The 15,081-nt window shown below is 75.1% G+C and carries 14 protein-coding genes; 7 read left to right on the plus strand and 7 right to left on the minus strand.

Features of this window, described 5'->3' with window-relative positions:
- Positions 1–57: 57 nt before the first annotated feature.
- The 3 genes from HNP84_RS46310 to HNP84_RS46320 are packed head-to-tail and all read right to left on the minus strand — an operon-like array spanning position 58 to position 4,645.
- The gene (locus tag HNP84_RS46310) at positions 58–3,093 is read right to left on the minus strand and encodes an FtsX-like permease family protein (RefSeq protein ID WP_185056507.1); all 3,036 of its coding nucleotides are present in this window, start codon (positions 3,091–3,093) and stop codon (positions 58–60) included.
- Complete coding sequence (locus HNP84_RS46315; protein WP_185056508.1) at positions 3,090–3,983, minus strand: ABC transporter ATP-binding protein; 894 nt, start codon at positions 3,981–3,983, stop codon at positions 3,090–3,092. The genes HNP84_RS46310 and HNP84_RS46315 overlap by 4 nt, the downstream gene beginning before the upstream one ends.
- Positions 3,980–4,645 carry an ATP-binding cassette domain-containing protein gene (locus HNP84_RS46320; protein ID WP_185056509.1) on the minus strand — a complete coding sequence of 222 codons (666 nt, stop codon included), beginning with the start codon at positions 4,643–4,645 and terminating at the stop codon, positions 3,980–3,982. Before HNP84_RS46320 ends, HNP84_RS46315 begins: the two co-directional genes overlap by 4 nt.
- Before the next feature lie 206 nt (positions 4,646–4,851).
- On the opposite strand from HNP84_RS46320, the gene HNP84_RS46325 reads away from it, so the two are divergent.
- On the plus strand, positions 4,852–5,301 hold the full coding sequence (locus HNP84_RS46325) for a BP74-related protein (protein ID WP_185056510.1): 450 nt from the start codon (positions 4,852–4,854) through the stop codon (positions 5,299–5,301).
- Here the strand turns inward: HNP84_RS46325 and HNP84_RS46330 are convergent.
- Genes HNP84_RS46330 through HNP84_RS46340 form a run of 3 tightly spaced genes read right to left on the minus strand, consistent with a single transcriptional unit; the run spans position 5,199 to position 7,713 of the window.
- Positions 5,199–7,019, minus strand: a complete 1,821-nt coding sequence (locus HNP84_RS46330; protein ID WP_185056511.1) for a PH domain-containing protein — start codon at positions 7,017–7,019, stop codon at positions 5,199–5,201. The genes HNP84_RS46325 and HNP84_RS46330 overlap by 103 nt on opposite strands.
- Complete coding sequence (locus HNP84_RS46335) at positions 7,016–7,498, minus strand: PH domain-containing protein (RefSeq protein WP_185056512.1); 483 nt, start codon at positions 7,496–7,498, stop codon at positions 7,016–7,018. The genes HNP84_RS46330 and HNP84_RS46335 overlap by 4 nt, the downstream gene beginning before the upstream one ends.
- Before the next feature lie 5 nt (positions 7,499–7,503).
- On the minus strand, positions 7,504–7,713 hold the full coding sequence (locus HNP84_RS46340) for a hypothetical protein (RefSeq protein WP_185056513.1): 210 nt from the start codon (positions 7,711–7,713) through the stop codon (positions 7,504–7,506).
- 110 nt (positions 7,714–7,823) lie between these two features.
- Here HNP84_RS46340 and HNP84_RS46345 point away from each other — a divergent pair, with 110 nt between their 5' ends.
- Together HNP84_RS46345 and HNP84_RS46350 are read left to right on the plus strand one after the other, a co-directional pair.
- Positions 7,824–9,089 carry a sensor histidine kinase gene (locus HNP84_RS46345; RefSeq protein WP_185056514.1) on the plus strand — a complete coding sequence of 422 codons (1,266 nt, stop codon included), beginning with the start codon at positions 7,824–7,826 and terminating at the stop codon, positions 9,087–9,089.
- 60 nt (positions 9,090–9,149) lie between these two features.
- On the plus strand, positions 9,150–9,827 hold the full coding sequence (locus HNP84_RS46350) for a response regulator (protein ID WP_312927242.1): 678 nt from the start codon (positions 9,150–9,152) through the stop codon (positions 9,825–9,827).
- Between the two features lie 78 nt (positions 9,828–9,905).
- On the opposite strand, the gene HNP84_RS46355 is transcribed toward HNP84_RS46350, so the two are convergent.
- Positions 9,906–11,003: a phosphotransferase family protein gene (locus HNP84_RS46355; RefSeq protein ID WP_185056515.1), complete on the minus strand. Its 1,098-nt coding sequence runs from the start codon at positions 11,001–11,003 to the stop codon at positions 9,906–9,908.
- Between the two features lie 42 nt (positions 11,004–11,045).
- Here HNP84_RS46355 and HNP84_RS46360 point away from each other — a divergent pair, with 42 nt between their 5' ends.
- The 4 genes from HNP84_RS46360 (at position 11,046) to HNP84_RS46375 (ending at position 15,051) form a co-directional block, all read left to right on the plus strand.
- The gene (locus HNP84_RS46360; protein ID WP_185056516.1) at positions 11,046–11,489 is read left to right on the plus strand and encodes a hypothetical protein; all 444 of its coding nucleotides are present in this window, start codon (positions 11,046–11,048) and stop codon (positions 11,487–11,489) included.
- 330 nt (positions 11,490–11,819) lie between these two features.
- The gene (locus HNP84_RS46365; RefSeq protein ID WP_185056517.1) at positions 11,820–13,142 is read left to right on the plus strand and encodes an NYN domain-containing protein; all 1,323 of its coding nucleotides are present in this window, start codon (positions 11,820–11,822) and stop codon (positions 13,140–13,142) included.
- Positions 13,143–13,274: 132 nt separating this feature from the next.
- A complete protein-coding gene (locus HNP84_RS46370) occupies positions 13,275–13,931 on the plus strand; it encodes a hypothetical protein (RefSeq protein WP_185056518.1) in 657 nt (218 codons plus the stop codon).
- 145 nt (positions 13,932–14,076) lie between these two features.
- A complete protein-coding gene (locus HNP84_RS46375) occupies positions 14,077–15,051 on the plus strand; it encodes a C40 family peptidase (protein WP_312927243.1) in 975 nt (324 codons plus the stop codon).
- Positions 15,052–15,081 lie beyond the last annotated feature (30 nt).

Genomic DNA, 15,081 nt, shown 5'->3' on the forward strand with positions numbered 1-15,081 from the left:
GCCCTTGACCTTAGAAGCCGCGACCGACATAAATCCCGTGACCCCGCCCCGAGGGCGTCAGGCGGGGGACTCGCGCAGGCGGTCCACCCGCACCCGGCGCAGCAGCAGCTCGGCGGTGAGCGCCGCCGCCGCCAGGGCCGCGAGGAGGGCTAGGACCGCCACCGCCACCAGGGGCAGCGGCGCCGGATCGTACAGCAGGGGCGGGGTGAGCGGGGTGGCGGTGAACTGCGGGATGCGCGGCAGGGCCGCCGCCGCGGCGGCCAGGCCCGCGGCCACCCCGGCGAGCATGCCCGCGGCCAGCGTGATGAGCTGCTCCAGCAGCAGGGCCGCGCGCAGCGCCCGGGGCCGGGCGCCCGCCGCCTCCAGGGCCGCCAGCTCGTACGAGCGCCGCCGCGCCGCCGCGTACAGCGCCAGCACCGCCCGGCCCAGGGCGAGGACGGCCGCGGCCGGGGCGGCGAGCAGCAGCAGGAACAGCGCGAGCCCCGGCCCCTGGAGCGTGTAGCGGGCCACCAGGTCGGTGTACCTCGTCGGCTCGAACACCGGCACGCCCTGCCGGGTCAGCGCCGCCCGCACCGCCTCACCGTGCCCCGCCGCCACCCACACCTGGAACTCCGCCTTGGGGTCCACCGCGTACGCCGCCCGGTCGGCCAGCTCCAGGTCCACGATCGCCCCCGGCCGGTCCAGGCCGGGCAGCGCGGGGCCGGTGGACACCGCGTCGTACTTCACCAGGTACGCCTGGTCGGCCCCCTGGGAGTACCGGCCGTCGAGCTGCCCGTTGACCAGGGCGGGCAGCTCCTCGGGGAACGTCTCGGGGATCGCGCTCACGGCGCCGAAGGGCGTCATGGGCAGCGTGAGGCCCTTCGGCCCGGCCTCGGCCGGGCCGCGCCACCGCCCGGGATCGGTCAGGCCCGCGTCCAGCTCCCGCCACCGGCCGTCCCGGCGTACGGCCAGCTCCCGCACCGGCACGTCCAGCCGCGAGTCGGGCGCGGCGGTGGCGCCGGGGGAGAAGTCCACCTCGCCGCGGATCGCGCGCAGCTCGCACACCGCCGTCCGGCAGTCCTTGGGCAGCCCCCACTCCAGCACGGTGCGGGCGGGGTCGAGCAGGCCGAGCGGGATCGAGACGGGCCGCGGGTGGCCGGGCACCCGGAAGTCGGCGTGCAGCCGCGGCTGCCAGTTCTCCGGGGGCCGCACGCTCCCGATCCGCACCCGGAACCGGTCGCCGGTCACCAGGACGCGCGGCGCCATCTCGCGTCCGAGCCGCCCGGCCAGCGTGCTCAGCGGCACCCCCGCCTGGTCCCCGGCGAAGGACGGCCGCCAGTACGCCACCCGCGCGAAGCGCGCGGGGTCGGTGGCGAGCATCGCCGCCTGGCCGCCCGGCACGGACAGCACCGGCGCGGCCCGGCTCCCGGACGGGTCGGCCCGCTCCACCGCCTCCCGGAACTCCTCCAGCGGCATGGCCCCCACCCGCAGCACCGTGTCGGCCCCGTTGTGGGTGCGGGCCACCCGCTCGTAGTTCGCCGAGGTGACCGACCAGGCCGCGGTGCCGAACGTGGCCAGGCCGAACGCCGTGCCCAGCACGATCACGCTGCCCGCCGTCGCCGAGCCCCTGGCGATCTGGCGCAGCGCCAGGAACGGGCCCAGGCCGCCCGACCTGCGGGTCCGGGCGAACAGCGTACGCGCGAGGAGCGGGAGCGCCCGGCAGGCGAGCAGGGCCGCCGCCAGCGCGACCAGGCCGGGCACCGCGAGGGCGCCCGCCCGCTGTCCCGAGCCCTCGGCGATGACGCCGCCGGTGGCCAGCAGCTCGGCCAGGCCGAGCGCGGTGAGCGCGAGCACCACGGCGTCCACGATCCAGCCGCGAGCCCGGCGCCGGGGCGCGCCGCGCCACTCCTCCACGACCGGGCGCCGCGCCATCCGCCAGGCGGCGATTGCCGCCGCGGCCAGCCCGCCGAGCGGCACCGCCGCGCCCGCCGCGACCGCGCCCGCCGTCACCACCACGGGCGAAGCGCCCTGCGCCGGCAGCAGGCCGGCCAGCACCGAGCCCGCCGGCCCCGCGGCCAGGGCCAGCCCCGCCGGCAGCGCCGCGGCCAGCAGCACCAGCGGCTCGGCCATCCCGAACCGCCACACCCGCGCCCGGCCGTGCCCGCGCACCCGCGCCAGCGCGATCTCCGGCGCCCGCGCCGCCACCAGGTCGGAGACGGTCAGGAACAGCAGCAGCCAGCCCAGCGCCACGAGCTGGGCGATGACGACCAGCGCGGGCACGCCCAGCGTGCCCGTCTGCGCGCGCAGCTCCTCCAGCAGCCGCGGCACGCCGGTGAAGACGAGCACCGACCCGCCCGCGGCGATCTCGTCGGCGCGCCGCTGCGCCTCCTCCACGCGGCCGATGTCGGCCCCGGTCACCCGGCGCGGGTCCAGGAACACGATGGCCGACTCGGTCCAGGCGGCGGTCCCGGTGGCCACCGTGTGGGCCCTGGTCGCGGGCACGGTGAAGAACGGGTCGCCGTTGGTCTCGGTCGCGCCCGCGCTCTGCGCGAACAGGTTGCGCCCGAACCAGAACGGGTCGTCGATGTCGCCGGGGCGGTACACGCCGACCACGCGCAGCTCCGCCAGCCGCTGCTCGCCGTCCGCCCCCGGCGGGTCGCTCACCCCGCTCACCCTCACGGTGGAGTCCAGCGGGAACCCCGACGCCGCGCTGACCATGATCTCCTTGGCCGTGCGCGGGCAGCGCCCCTCGGCCAGGGCCAGGTGCTCGCACTGGCCGTCCTGCCACATCAGCGGGTAGTTGCGGCGGGTGGTCACCTCCGGGCTGACCAGCTCCGCGCCCGGGATCGGCGGGTCCAGGAACGGCAGTCCGGCGGTCAGCTTGGCGGTGCGGGCGGCGAGCCCGTCCTCCTCCCGCGTGGTCAGCCGCCAGGCGCGGGTGTCGGGCGAGGCCGCCTCCAGCGTCGTGCGGGCGAGGATCGTACGCGCGCTGTCCGCGAAGATCGGCCCCGCCGCGGCCGTCGCCACCGACACCGCCGCCACCAGGAACACGACCAGCGACAGCCCCCGCCGCTCCCACAGCCCCCGCAGCGTGAGCCCCAGCCCGCCGCTCACGGCCGCTCCCCGTCGCCGGGATGACCGGTGCCGTCCACGCGCCGCAACGCCACGCCGTCCTCCAGGGCCTCGATCCTGGCCATCGTCCCCGGCGGCAGCAGCTCGTGGTACTCGGGCGGGAGCTGCACCGCGCCCTCGCGGCCGACCACGACGAAGTCCTCGCCGTGCCTGCCCTCCGCGCCGACCCGGCCGTCGCGGATCGTGACCGTGCGGTCCAGGGCCGCGCCCACCGCCGGGTCGTGCGTGACCACCACGACGGTCGCCCCCGTCTCGGCCGCGGTCTCCTTGATCAGCTCGATCACGGCCCGGCCGGAGGCGGCGTCGAGCTGGCTGGTGGGCTCGTCGGCGAGCAGCAGCCGGGGCCGGTTGGCCAGCGCCACGGCGACCGCGAGCCGCTGCTGCTCACCGCCGGACATCCGGCCCGCCCGCGTACGGGCCACCGGGCCGCCGAGCGAGACCCGCTCCAGCAGCTCGGCCGCCCGGTCGCGCTCACGCCGCCCCGGCCACCCGCGCCCGCGGGCCGCCCGCCCCGCCCGCTGCGCGAACGCGATGTTCTGCGCCGGGGTCGCGTACGGGATCAGGTTGCGCGCCGGATTCTGCAGCACCACGCCGATCTCCGCCGCCCGCAGCCGGTCCAGGGCCCGCGGCGCGAGCCGGCCCAGGTCCACGCCGTGCACCCGGAGCCGTCCGGCGCTGGGCCGCATCAGCCCCGCCATCAGCCACAGCAGCGTGGACTTCCCGGCGCCGGAGGGCCCCAGCAGCGCCACGCTCTCGCCCGGGTCCACCACCAGGTCCACATCGCGCAGCGCGACCACCTCGGTCTCGCGCGACCGGTAGATCCGCACCAGACCGTCGCAGCGGACCGCCGGGGGCCGGGGCGCCGCGGTCACGCGCCCACCTCCGCGGGGCTCAGCGGGCTGGCCGCCGAGCGCAGCTCGATCACGCGGTCGCACCGTTCGGCCACCTCCGGGTCGTGGGTGGCCACCACGAGCGCCGCCCCGCGCCGGGCCGCCGCCACCAGCTCGTCCAGCACGATCGCGCGGTGGACGCCGTCCTGCTCGGCCGTGGGCTCGTCGGCCAGCAGCACCCGCGGCGCGAGCGCGAGCGCCCTGGCCACGGCCACGCGCTGCTGCTGGCCGCCGGACAGCTCCTCGATCAGGTGGTCGGCGTGCCCGCCCAGCCGCATCCGCTCCAGCGCCGCGGCGGCCTCGCTCATCGCCTCCCTCGGTGTGCGCCCGGCCGCGCGCAGCGCCACCTCGACGTTCTCGGCCGCGGTGAGCAGGGTGAGCAGCCCGTACGACTGGAAGACCAGCGCCAGCCGGGATCGCAGCGAGGGGTCGTCGGCGAGCGGCACCCCGTCCACCCGCACCTGGCCGGCCGCGGGCCGCAGCAGCCCGGCGAGCGTGGTGAGCAGGGTGGTCTTGCCCGACCCCGACGGGCCGGTGAGCGCGACCCGCTCCCCGGCCGCCACCGCGAGGTCGAAGTCGCGCACCACCTCGCGGTCGCCCGCCCGGCAGGTGAGGGACCGGCATGACAGTGCTGGCTCGGGCATCCACGGCCTCCGTCCTGCGCCCTTTCCCCTACCTAGCCGCGGCAAGATCGCCGGATCGTGTGGAGGGGGTCACGAAACCGTCACGATCCCCCTTCCGGCGGTAGCTGTGTGTAACGAGAAGGACACTGCTGCACAGGGTGACTGTGTGACTACAGTACGTGGCGAACGGGCCGCGACCACGGCCCCGAGGAACCTGGAGAGGCTACATGCCACGTATCGGCAGCAGGATCGCCACCCTGGCGGCGGTCGTGATGCTCGCCCTGACGGCCGTCGCCGCGCCCGCGAGCGCGCAGCGGAGCGCCGCCGCGGTGGAGGCGTACTTCGAGTTCCACTACCCGCCCGCCCCGGACCGGTTCGTCGTCAAGCTCACCGATCCGGCCGCGATCCAGCACGCCAGAGACCTGGTCAGCGGCGCCACGGAGGACCGTCCGCACATCGTGGGCAGGATCGTGAAGCGCCCGGCCCCGTACAACCGCCCGTGGAGCTACCACCTCGACCCCGGCACCGTGCAGTTCTTCGACTACGCCATCGAGGTCTGCGACGCGAGCATCCGCTACGTCGAGGACCATCTCGACGAGGCGGGCGGCGCGTTCCTGCCCGGCCTGGTCTGGTGCCCGTGGGGCTCGCAGCTGATCCGCGAGGTGCCCGCCCCGTAACCACCGGGCTCGTCCGTGGCCTGCTCGGGGAGGAGGGGCCCGAGCAGGCCGGGCACGGCGCGGTCGGCGAGCGCGAGCGCGTCGGCCGGGGCGGCGTCCAGCACGGAGTACACACCCCGTCCGGCCGCCGTCGTGGCCCGCACCGTCATCAGCCCGGCCCGCCGCTGGAAGACGCTCTGCTCGATCTTCCACCCGATGATGCCCGTCCGGTCCAGCGCGGTCGTGCGCCGCACGACCGCGCCCGAGCGGGCCAGCAGGTGCCGCGAGGTGAGCCCGTGCCCCAGCGACCGGTACGCCACGGCGGCGAGCCCCCATCCCGCCAGGAGCACGGCCACGGCCACCCCGGCCGCCGCCCACCGGGCCGTGCCCGCGCTGAGCAGCCGGTCCAACCCGAACGCGCCGGAGGCGTGCACCCCCAGCACCACCGCGCCCGCGGCGCCGGCCACCGGCCACGCCCACCGCGCGCGCCGCCGCCGCGCCGCCACCGGATGCCCGCGCAGCCCGCCTTCCCCCGGCAGCGCGCCCGGCCCCGGCACCCCGGGCGGCGAGATCTCGCGCGCGATGCGGTGGGCCTCGGCGAGCGGCACGGGCGGGGTGAGGGCGTCGGCCGACTCCGACTCGCCCGCCCCCGCCTCGCGCAAACCGGTGGCGACCGCGGTCACCCGGGCGCCGCCGCCCAGACGCAGCAGCAGGGGCTCGGCGATCTGCACCCCGCGCAGGCGGCTCTCGGCGAGCGTGACCGACCGCTTGGTGAGCAGGCCGCGGCGCAGCAGCAGGGTGCCGCCGGGCTCGCGGTCCAGGCGGTAGCGCCACCACGACTCCACGAACATCAGCAGCGCGCCGGCCACCCCGACCAGCAGGTTCGCGAGCACGCCCAGCGTGATGAGCAGCCACGGCGGCCACGCGGCCAGCCCGCGCCACACCCCCTCGAACCGGTCCGGGTCGAGCACGTCCTGGAACAGGTCCACGCCCACCACGTCCAGCGCCTTGTACGCCACGCCGAGCAGCGCGCCGCCGCCGACGAAGCTCCACACGGTCAGCGGGGCCAGCCTGATCCACCCCCACGCCAGCGACGCGATCGGCACGGTGCCGGGGCCGGCGGGGGAGGAGGCGCCATCGGCGGAGTACGCGGTCCCGGGGGAGCGCGCGGCATCGGGGCGCGCGGCCCCGGGCGCGCGATCCGGCGCGTGCAGAAGCAACGCCCGCAGCCGCTCCGCCTCACGCCGCGAGATCGGGTCGAGGCTCAGCTCCGACGCGCCCTCGCCCGCGTGCTCGCCGGTGCCGATCTTGAGCACCGCGAGGCCGAGCACCCGGCGTACGGGGTCGGCGGTGACGTCCGCCGTACGCACCCGCTCGCGTGGCACCGACCGGTGCCGCCGCTGGACCACGCCCGAGCGCAGCTCGACCCGCTCGCCGGTCACCCGGTACTCCGTGGCCCGCCACCTGAGCACGTCGTACACCACCGCGCCGGCCAGGATCAGCAGCGCCGCCCCCGCGCACGCCGCCACGATCAGCTCCACGGCCACGCCGGCGCCGGTCATGCCGCGCACGATGGCCACCGCCACGGGCGTGGCCACCGCCAGCGAGTACGCCGCCGCCACCGCGTGCGACCGCCGCTCCAGCCGCCGCCACCCATCCGGCACCGTTCCGGCCACCTCTTCGGCCCCGGCCGGCAGGGTCACGTCGCCGGTGCCGTCCGCTCGCCGTGGGGTCGTCACGTCGCATCCCCGGGGGTCGCCTGGGTGATCAGGGTGAGGCGTTCGGCCAGTTCGGCGGCGAGGTGGTGGTCCAACGCCTCGATCTTGACCGGGCCGGCCGCCGACGCCGTGGTGACGGTGACGTCGGACAGGCCGAACAGCCGCTGCACCGGCCCGCGGGCGGTGTCCACCGTCTGGATGCGCGACATCGGCGCGATCCGCCAGGTGCGCACGATCCACCCGGACCTGGTGTACACGGCGTCCTCGGTCACCTCCCACCGCGACATCCGGTAGTAGGCGCGCGGCACGACGACGACCAGGGCCAGGCAGAGCACGGCGAAGGCGGCCACCAGCAGGCCGAGCCACAGCGGACGGTCGGTCAGCGTGACGTACGCGACGGCGGCGCCGCCCGCCGCGGGCACGCCGAGCAGCGCGCAGTGCACCGTCCACCAGCCCACGGCCCGCGGGTCGGGAAGGTTGCGCGGGGGACGCGGCTCCATGTCCTCTAGCCCTTCTTCTCCCGCGTGCGGCCCAGCCCCGTCAGCACGAAGCCGGCGAGCAGGACGGCCACGCTCGCCGGGATCTCCCACCCGTCGAGGAAGCCGATGTGGTTCACCGCGAACCAGCTCGGCGAGTCGCCGAACAGGTTGTTGAGCACGCCGCCCGCGCCCTGCACGATCAGCAGGACGCCGAGCACCTCCGCGAGTCCTCTCATGCCGTCCAGCGTGGCCGGGCGGGCCGGGCGGCGGCGTCGGCCGGAGGTCGAGCGGGACATCGACTTTGGTCGCTGTCCGCTGGTCACGCGAGGCCGTAATCTCGGGAGACATGACGGAGTACCGGTGGCTGCTGCCCTCGGTCCTGCTCGGCTCGGGCGCCGAGCGCGGGCCGGGGCGGGTCCGGCGCTCGGCGCGCGACTGGTTCGTCGACATCACCCTGTTCGTGGTCACCAGCCTGTTCACGCTGATCATCCTGAGCGAGCTGGAGGGCGACCCCCCTCCGCTGATGATGGTCGAGCAGGTGATCGGCGCGGTGTCCTGCGCCGGCATCTGGTTGCGGCGCAGGTGGCCGGTCGGGTTCGCGCTGGCGCTGGTGCCGGTGTCGTGGTTCTCGGCCCTGGTCTCGGGGCCGACGCTGGTCGCGCTGTTCACGGTGGCGGTGCACCGGCCGTTCCGGCACGTCGCGCTGGTCGGCGGCCTGTACGTGCTGTGCGTGCTGCCCTACGCCGTGCTGCGCCCCGATCCCGAGCTGGGCGTCGTGGGGCTCATGGTGCTCGGTGTCTCGCTGTACCTCGCCCTGGTCGCGTGGGGCATGTTCATCCGGGCGCGCCGCCAGCTCGTGCTGTCGCTGCGCGACCGGGCCGAGCGCGCCTCGGAGGAGGCCAAGCGGCTGGAGCGCGAGCGCATCGCCCGCGAGATGCACGACGTGCTCGCCCACCGGCTCTCGCTGCTCAGCGTGCACGCCGGCGCGCTGGCCTTTCGCAGAGACATGCCCCGCGAGGACGTCTCCAGGGCCGCCGAGGCGATCAGGCACAGCGCGCACCAGGCGCTGCAGGACCTGCGCGCGGTGATCGGCGTACTGCGGCACGGCGACGACGGCGACGCCCCGCAGCCGCCGCAGCCCACCCTGGCCGACCTGCCCGGCCTGGTCGAGGAGTCCCGCAAGGCGGGCACGCCGGTACGGCTCGCGCTGCGCCTGGCCGATCCCGCCGCCGTGCCCGACGCCCTCGGGCGCACGGCGTACCGGATCGCGCAGGAGGGCCTGACCAACGCGCGCAAGCACGCCCCCGGCTCACCGGTGCGGGTCGAGGTGGACGGCGCGCCGGGCGACGGCCTGACCGTCGTGCTCCGCAACCCGGTGCGGGCCCCGGCCCGCCAGCTCGCCCACGTGGTCCCCTTCGGCGGCGACGCGTCCGGGCCGGCCGCGCTGCCCATCCCCGGCAGCGGCACCGGTCTGATCGGCCTGGCCGAGCGGGTGAGCCTGGCCGGGGGCCGTCTGGAGCACGGAGTGAGCGCCGCCGACGCCCCGGGGGCCGGCGAGGACGAGTTCCGCCTGCGCGCCTGGCTCCCCTGGCCCGCCGCCGCGGCGGCGTGATCCCGTGGACGAGCCCGTGGACGAGCCCGTGGATGAGCCCCGGATGAGATCGTTGGTCGTGTGGACGGGAGAGACGTGGACAAGCCCATCGGCGTGCTGATCGTGGACGACGACGCGCTGGTCCGGGCCGGGCTCGGCATGATCCTGGGCGGCGCCGCGGACGTGCGGCTGCTGGGGGAGGCGGCCGACGGCGACGAGGTGCCGGCACTGGTGGCCGAGCACCGCCCCGACGTCGTGCTGATGGACATCAGGATGCCCCGCATCGACGGCCTGGAGGCCACCGAGCGGCTGCGCGCGGCCCCCCGCCCGCCGGAGGTCGTCATCCTGACCACCTTCCACGCCGACGCCCAGGTGCTGCGCGCGCTCCGCGCGGGGGCGGCCGGGTTCCTGCTCAAGGACACCCCGCCCGCCGAACTGCTGCACGCGATCCGCCGGGTCGCGGCCGGAGAGCCGATCCTGTCGCCCGCGGTGACCCGGCAGCTCATCGCGCACGTCTCCGACCCCTACGCCGACGAGCGCAGGCTACGGGCGACCGGGCTGCTCGCACGGCTCAGCGACCGGGAGCGCGACGTGGCGCTCGCGGTCGGCCGCGGGGCCTCCAACGCCGAGATCGCCGCCGAGCTGTACATGAGCGTGGCGACCGTCAAGGCGCACGTGTCGCGGGTGCTGACCAAGATGGAGCTGAACAACCGGGTGCAGATCGCCCTGGTGGTGCACGACGCGGGCGCGCTGATGTGAGGCGGGCGCGCCGTGCAGACGCGGGCGCGCTTTCCGGAGGCGGGTGCGCCACGCTGAGGCGGGCCCCGCGGCCTCGCCCTAACGGCGCCAGTAGGAGCCGTCCAGCATCGCCTCGATCGTGGCGCGGTGCATGACCAGGTCGTCGGGGTCGTCGGGCATGGGCTGCTCGCCGAAGTGGATCCTGCGCTGCCACACGCGGGCCATGATGATGCCGTGCCGCAGCGCGGCGTACAGCTCGTAGAAGCGCATGTGCCGCGGCTCGTGCCCGGTCAGGCTCCGGTACTGCGCGCACACGTCGGCGCGCCGCATGAAGCCCGGCAGGCCCGGCAGGCCGAGCCCCTCGGTCAGGTCCTGGAAGAAGCGGTGCAGGAAGATCATCCAGCCCAGGTCGATCTCGCGCGGCCCGAGCGAGGCCATCTCCCAGTCGAGCACGGCGACCGGCCGGAACTCCCGGTAGATCACGTTGCCGATCCGGGCGTCGCCCCAGCTCACGACGTCCGGCCCGGGGTCGTCGGGCCAGAGGTCCTCCAGCGCGGCGAAGGCCGCCTCCAGGACCGGGATGCGCCGCTCGCCGTGCGCCCATTCGTAGTAGGCGCGCTGATCCTCCACATGCCGCCGCAGCGCGCACTCCCCGGCCGATTCCGCGGAGGAGGGCCGCAGGAACTCCAGCTCCTCCGGGGCGAACGGGGCGTCGTGCAGCCTGGCCAGGACCTCCACGGTGAGCCGCTGCAGCCGCTCCAGTTCGTGCGGGGCCGCCTCGACTAGCCAGCCGTCGATCGTGTACGGCATCACGTCCCGCGGCACCAGCCCCTCCTCACGCTCCATCACGAAGAACGGCGAGCCCAGATGGGCGGGGTCGGGCTCGTACCAGAGCGTGCGCGGCGCCGGCACCCCGGCGCGCTCGCGGACCAGACGCATCACGTCGTACTGCTTGCGCAGGTCGTATTCGGGGAACACGGGCACGGCGTCCTCCGCCGGCGCCATCCGCGCCACACACCCCACCCGCCGCCCGTCCCACTCGGAGTCGAAGATCAGCGTCTCACTGGACAGCCCGTTCCCGGAGGGAGCGCTCAGCTCCGACACCACGACCGCCCCAGGAGCCCGCCCCACCCGCCCGGCCAGCCACCCCCGCATCCGCCGCCGCAACTCCCCAAGATCCCGAGTAGAGGTCCGCATCCCCCCGGAGCCTCCTTTTTCCTCCCCCTCCCGCGCCCTCTCTTGACGCCCGCGCGCGTCATCCTGGTGATGGCGTGGGCTTTCCGGGTGCTGGTGCCGTGTGTCGTCCCGGTGTCGCTCGCTCGCGCCTTCTCGCCGCCGCTCGCTCGCGCCTTCCCGGCGCCGGTCCCGCTCGGTCTCCCGCTGCCGGTCCCGCGCGGCCTCGCGCGGGGCGTGGGCGTCCTCTTGGCGCTCGCGCGTTCCTTTCCGGTGCTCTCGCGCGCTTTCCCGGTAGCGGGTCTGCGTGTCCTGGTGCCGCTCGCGCGCTTCTTCGCGCTCCCGCTCGCGCTCCCGCTCGCGCTCCCGCTCGCGCTCCCGCTCGCGCTGCTGCGCGTACTCGGGGTGGTCGCGCCCGTCCTCGCGGTGCCGCTCGGGCGTGCCCTGTCGATGCCGGTCGTGCATGCCTTCCTGGGGGCGCGGCCGGGTGCTTTCGTGGGGCTCCTGTAGGTGGGACATGGGGGCTCCCGGGGGATGTGGGCGATCCCTTTCTCCGGCCCAGTGGTACACCTCAACCAAGCGCTTGTCCACATGGGATTCGCGTGCCGTTCCCCTTGCCGTCGCTTGGCGGACATTTGCCCGTGCACTGTGCGTACCGGGTGTGGGGGGCGTCTCCTCGCAGAGGGGACATGGGGCGGATGCGCTACGTAACCACCGTCAATCAGGACGGATCCCGGGAGTGGGGGCATGGCCACAGGTGCGACGGCCGTACCCTTGTCTGATAGACGAATTTCGGAAGGCGCCGAACAGGAAGGCGTCCCAGGGCTGAGGGGACATGGGATGAGTTCAGCCGGAGAGGGCTTGTCTCGTCCGCTGCCCGAGCAGGTCCGGTTACACGTCGTGGATCTCGCCGCGCAGGTCCTCGGTTCGATGCCGCAGTCCGCGATCCCCGCCCCGCTGCGCGGGATCGCCAAGTTCGACCCGCGCAAGCGGGCCAAGCTGGGCGGCACGCCGATCGCCGCGCAGCTTGAGAACGACAAGAAGTTCCGCGAGATGGTCGCGGAGACCCTCGCGGCGGGCTGGCCCGAGCTGGTCGAGAGCCTGGCCGAGGGCAATGTGCCGCCCGCGGCCGAGCCCGTCATGGTCGCGGCGGCGGCCTACCTCACCCGGCCGCCCGGGTGGCCGGAGATGGTGGAGGCGGCGCGCGCCGATCTGGAGCGATCGGCGGCGGCCGCGCAGGGCTCGGCGCACGAGCAGGCGGTCGTGCGGCTGCGTGAGCAGCTCGCCGCGCAGAAGACCGCGGCCAAGGAGGAGGCCGACCGGCTGCGCGAGCAGCTCAAGGCCGCGCGCGCCGAGAACGCCGACCTGCGGCGCAAGCTGCACGACGCGCGTGAGCGGGTCAAGACCGCCGAGGCCGCCGCGGCGGCGATGACCGTCGCCGCCGAGGAGGCCAGGGCCGCGCTCGCCTCGGCGGGCAGCGCCGCCGAGACCGAGCTGCGCCGTACCAAGGAGCGCCTGGCCGACGTGGAGCGCCAGTTGGAGGCCGCGCGCCGCGCCGCCCGCGAGGGCCGCAGCGTCGAGGACGCCCGCGTACGCGTGCTGCTCGACGCCCTTCAGGACGCCGCGGCGGGCCTGCGCCGGGAGCTGGCGCTGCCGTCCACGATCAGCAGGCCGGCCGACTCGGTGACCGCGGTGTCGCCCGACCGGCCCGGCGTGCGCGCCGTGCCCGCCCGTGCCCTCGCCGACGACGATCCCGCGCTGCTCGACCAGCTCATCGCGCTGCCGCAGGTGCACCTGATCGTCGATGGCTACAACGTGACCAAGACCGGTTACGGCACGCTCACCCTCGCCGACCAGCGCAACCGGCTGATGACCGGGCTCGCCGGGCTGGTCGCGCAGACCAGGATCGAGGTGACCTGCGTCTTCGACGGCGCCGAGCTGAACGGGCCGGTGCAGGTCGCCGCGCCGCGCGGGGTGCGGGTGATGTTCAGCGCCCCGGGCCAGATCGCCGACGACCTGATCCGGCAGCTCGTGCGGGCCGAGCCCGCCGGCCGCGCCATCGCCGTGGTCTCCTCCGACCGCGAGGTCGCCGAGTCCGTACGCCGTATGGGCGCGCGGCCCGTCCCCTCCGCGCTGCTGCTGCGCCGCCTCGGCCGGGCCTGAATCCAGGTTTTCCCCGTAATAACCGGCCTTTTCGTATATTTCGTATTCCGCGCAACCACTCGCAAACTTTTCCGGCCCGGCGCGCATCGAACCTGCTGTCAGCATTCAACGGGGGACAACACGGGGGTTCCGATGCGGCGAATCATCACGACCATCCTCGCCACCGCCTGCGCCGCCACGGCGGCGGTCGCCCTGGCGGCGCAGCCCGCCTCGGCCGCGACCGGGCACCGCATCCCGGAGGGCTTCCTGCTCTACGAGAAGGCGGCGGCGAAGGACGACCACAGCGAGGAGACCTCCTGGCGGGTGAGCGACCGGCGCGGGCACACGCTGGCCGTGAACCCGTGCCAGGACAAGTCCCTCGCCCGGCACGGCCGGGCGGCCGCGCGCACGATCGTCTACCGGGCGCCGGAGTTCCAGCGCGTGGAGCAGGTCCTGCTCTACCGCGGCGTGCACGAGGCGCGGGACGCCTTCGGCGAGGTCCGCGCCGCGCTGCGCCGGTGCGAGGTCAACAGGGAGGAGTACGGCGCCTACCGCTACAGCTGGCAGCGCGCGCCGCTGGGCGACGAGGCGCTGCGGGTGGCCGGCCAGAGCTACAGCGGCAGGAAGGGCGACGAGGTCGCCGTCGGCGGCGAGCGCGCGTACGTCGTGCGGCGCGGCAACGCGATCATGATCTACAGCGAGGCCGCGGAGTACGGTATGCCGAAACCGGCACAGTACTCGCAGCAGCGCCGCGACGCGGCCAAGATGGTGGCGAAGATCTGCGCCATCGCCCGCTGCCACGGCGCCTGACCGCCCCCGCGTCCGGGGCGCACATGACCGCGGGCGGTGACCCCGGACTTCAGGGCATGGTAAAACAGCGGAAGATGTCAGGTCACACCCGCATCTTCTGTACTATTTCGCCCCAGGTCTGAGCGATGGGGGTGGATTCGTGCCGGTGAGGCTGCGACGGTTGCCGGTGGCCGTGGGACTGGTCGCCGCTACCTTGCTGATTGCGCCGATCGACGGCGCCGTGGCCGATCCGCAGCCGACCGTCGCCCAGGCCAGGGCCAAGCTGGAGAAGCTGAACGAGCAGGCCGACAAGGTCGTGGACCGCTTCAACCTGGCGCGCGAGCGGTACAAGAAGGCCAAGAAGAAGTACGAGGCGCTCAACAGCGAGCTCAAGACGCAGGAGAGCACCGTCGAAGGGCTGCGCAAGCAGCTCGTGGGCGTGGTCCGCAGCACCTACCAGGGCGGCGACCTGTTCGGCTGGGGCGGGTTCCTGGCCGTGGACGACCCCGCCGCCGTGCTCGGCGGCCTGGCCTCGGTGAGCCAGCTCTCCGCCCAGCGCGCCCGGTCACTGGACGCCTTCGACCAGGCCACCAAGGGCCTGCGCGACAAGCGCGACAAGGCCAAGAGCGCGTACGCCGAGGCCGACAAGGTCCTGGACGACCTGCGCAAGGAGAAGGCCAAGGCCGACCGGCTCGTGGCCGAGCAGACCAAGCTGCTGCGCCGCCTGGGCACGTACAACAGCGGCAACCGCAACAGCAAGGGCATCACCTACACGGGCAACGCCTCCGGCAACGCCCGCCAGGTGCTCCAGTTCGCCTTCGCGCAGGTGGGCAAGCCCTACCAGTACGGCGGCAGCGGCCCCGGCTCCTGGGACTGCTCCGGCCTCACCCAGGCCGCCTGGCGGGCCGGCGGGGTGAGCCTGCCGCGCACGACCTGGGAGCAGTGGAACTGGGGCGCCGACCGCAGGGTCTCACTGGACGCGCTCCAGCCCGGCGACCTGGTCTTCAGCAACGGCCTGGGCCACGTGGGCATCTACGCCGGCGGCGGCAAGATGGTGCACGCCCCGCAGACCGGCGATGTGGTCAAGGTGGTGCCGCTGTCGGCGTACGGCGGCCGCCTGGTCGGCGCCGTGCGGCCCTGACGGCCTCAGGCGCCGCTGTTTTCACGCAGA

Source organism: Thermocatellispora tengchongensis, from assembly GCF_014202315.1.
In the GTDB taxonomy this organism is placed as follows: domain Bacteria; phylum Actinomycetota; class Actinomycetes; order Streptosporangiales; family Streptosporangiaceae; genus Thermocatellispora; species Thermocatellispora tengchongensis.

Excerpts from the sequence above, each read along its gene's own strand:
- HNP84_RS46320 (WP_185056509.1), bottom strand. The coding sequence starts at position 4,645 with ATGCCCGAGCCAGCACTGTCATGCCGGTCCCTCACCTGCCGGGCGGGC.
- HNP84_RS46325 (WP_185056510.1), top strand. The coding sequence starts at position 4,852 with ATGCCACGTATCGGCAGCAGGATCGCCACCCTGGCGGCGGTCGTGATG.
- HNP84_RS46335 (WP_185056512.1), bottom strand. The coding sequence starts at position 7,498 with ATGGAGCCGCGTCCCCCGCGCAACCTTCCCGACCCGCGGGCCGTGGGC.
- HNP84_RS46340 (WP_185056513.1), bottom strand. The coding sequence starts at position 7,713 with ATGAGAGGACTCGCGGAGGTGCTCGGCGTCCTGCTGATCGTGCAGGGC.
- HNP84_RS46345 (WP_185056514.1), top strand. The coding sequence starts at position 7,824 with ATGACGGAGTACCGGTGGCTGCTGCCCTCGGTCCTGCTCGGCTCGGGC.
- HNP84_RS46355 (WP_185056515.1), bottom strand. The coding sequence starts at position 11,003 with ATGCGGACCTCTACTCGGGATCTTGGGGAGTTGCGGCGGCGGATGCGG.
- HNP84_RS46365 (WP_185056517.1), top strand. The coding sequence starts at position 11,820 with ATGAGTTCAGCCGGAGAGGGCTTGTCTCGTCCGCTGCCCGAGCAGGTC.
- HNP84_RS46370 (WP_185056518.1), top strand. The coding sequence starts at position 13,275 with ATGCGGCGAATCATCACGACCATCCTCGCCACCGCCTGCGCCGCCACG.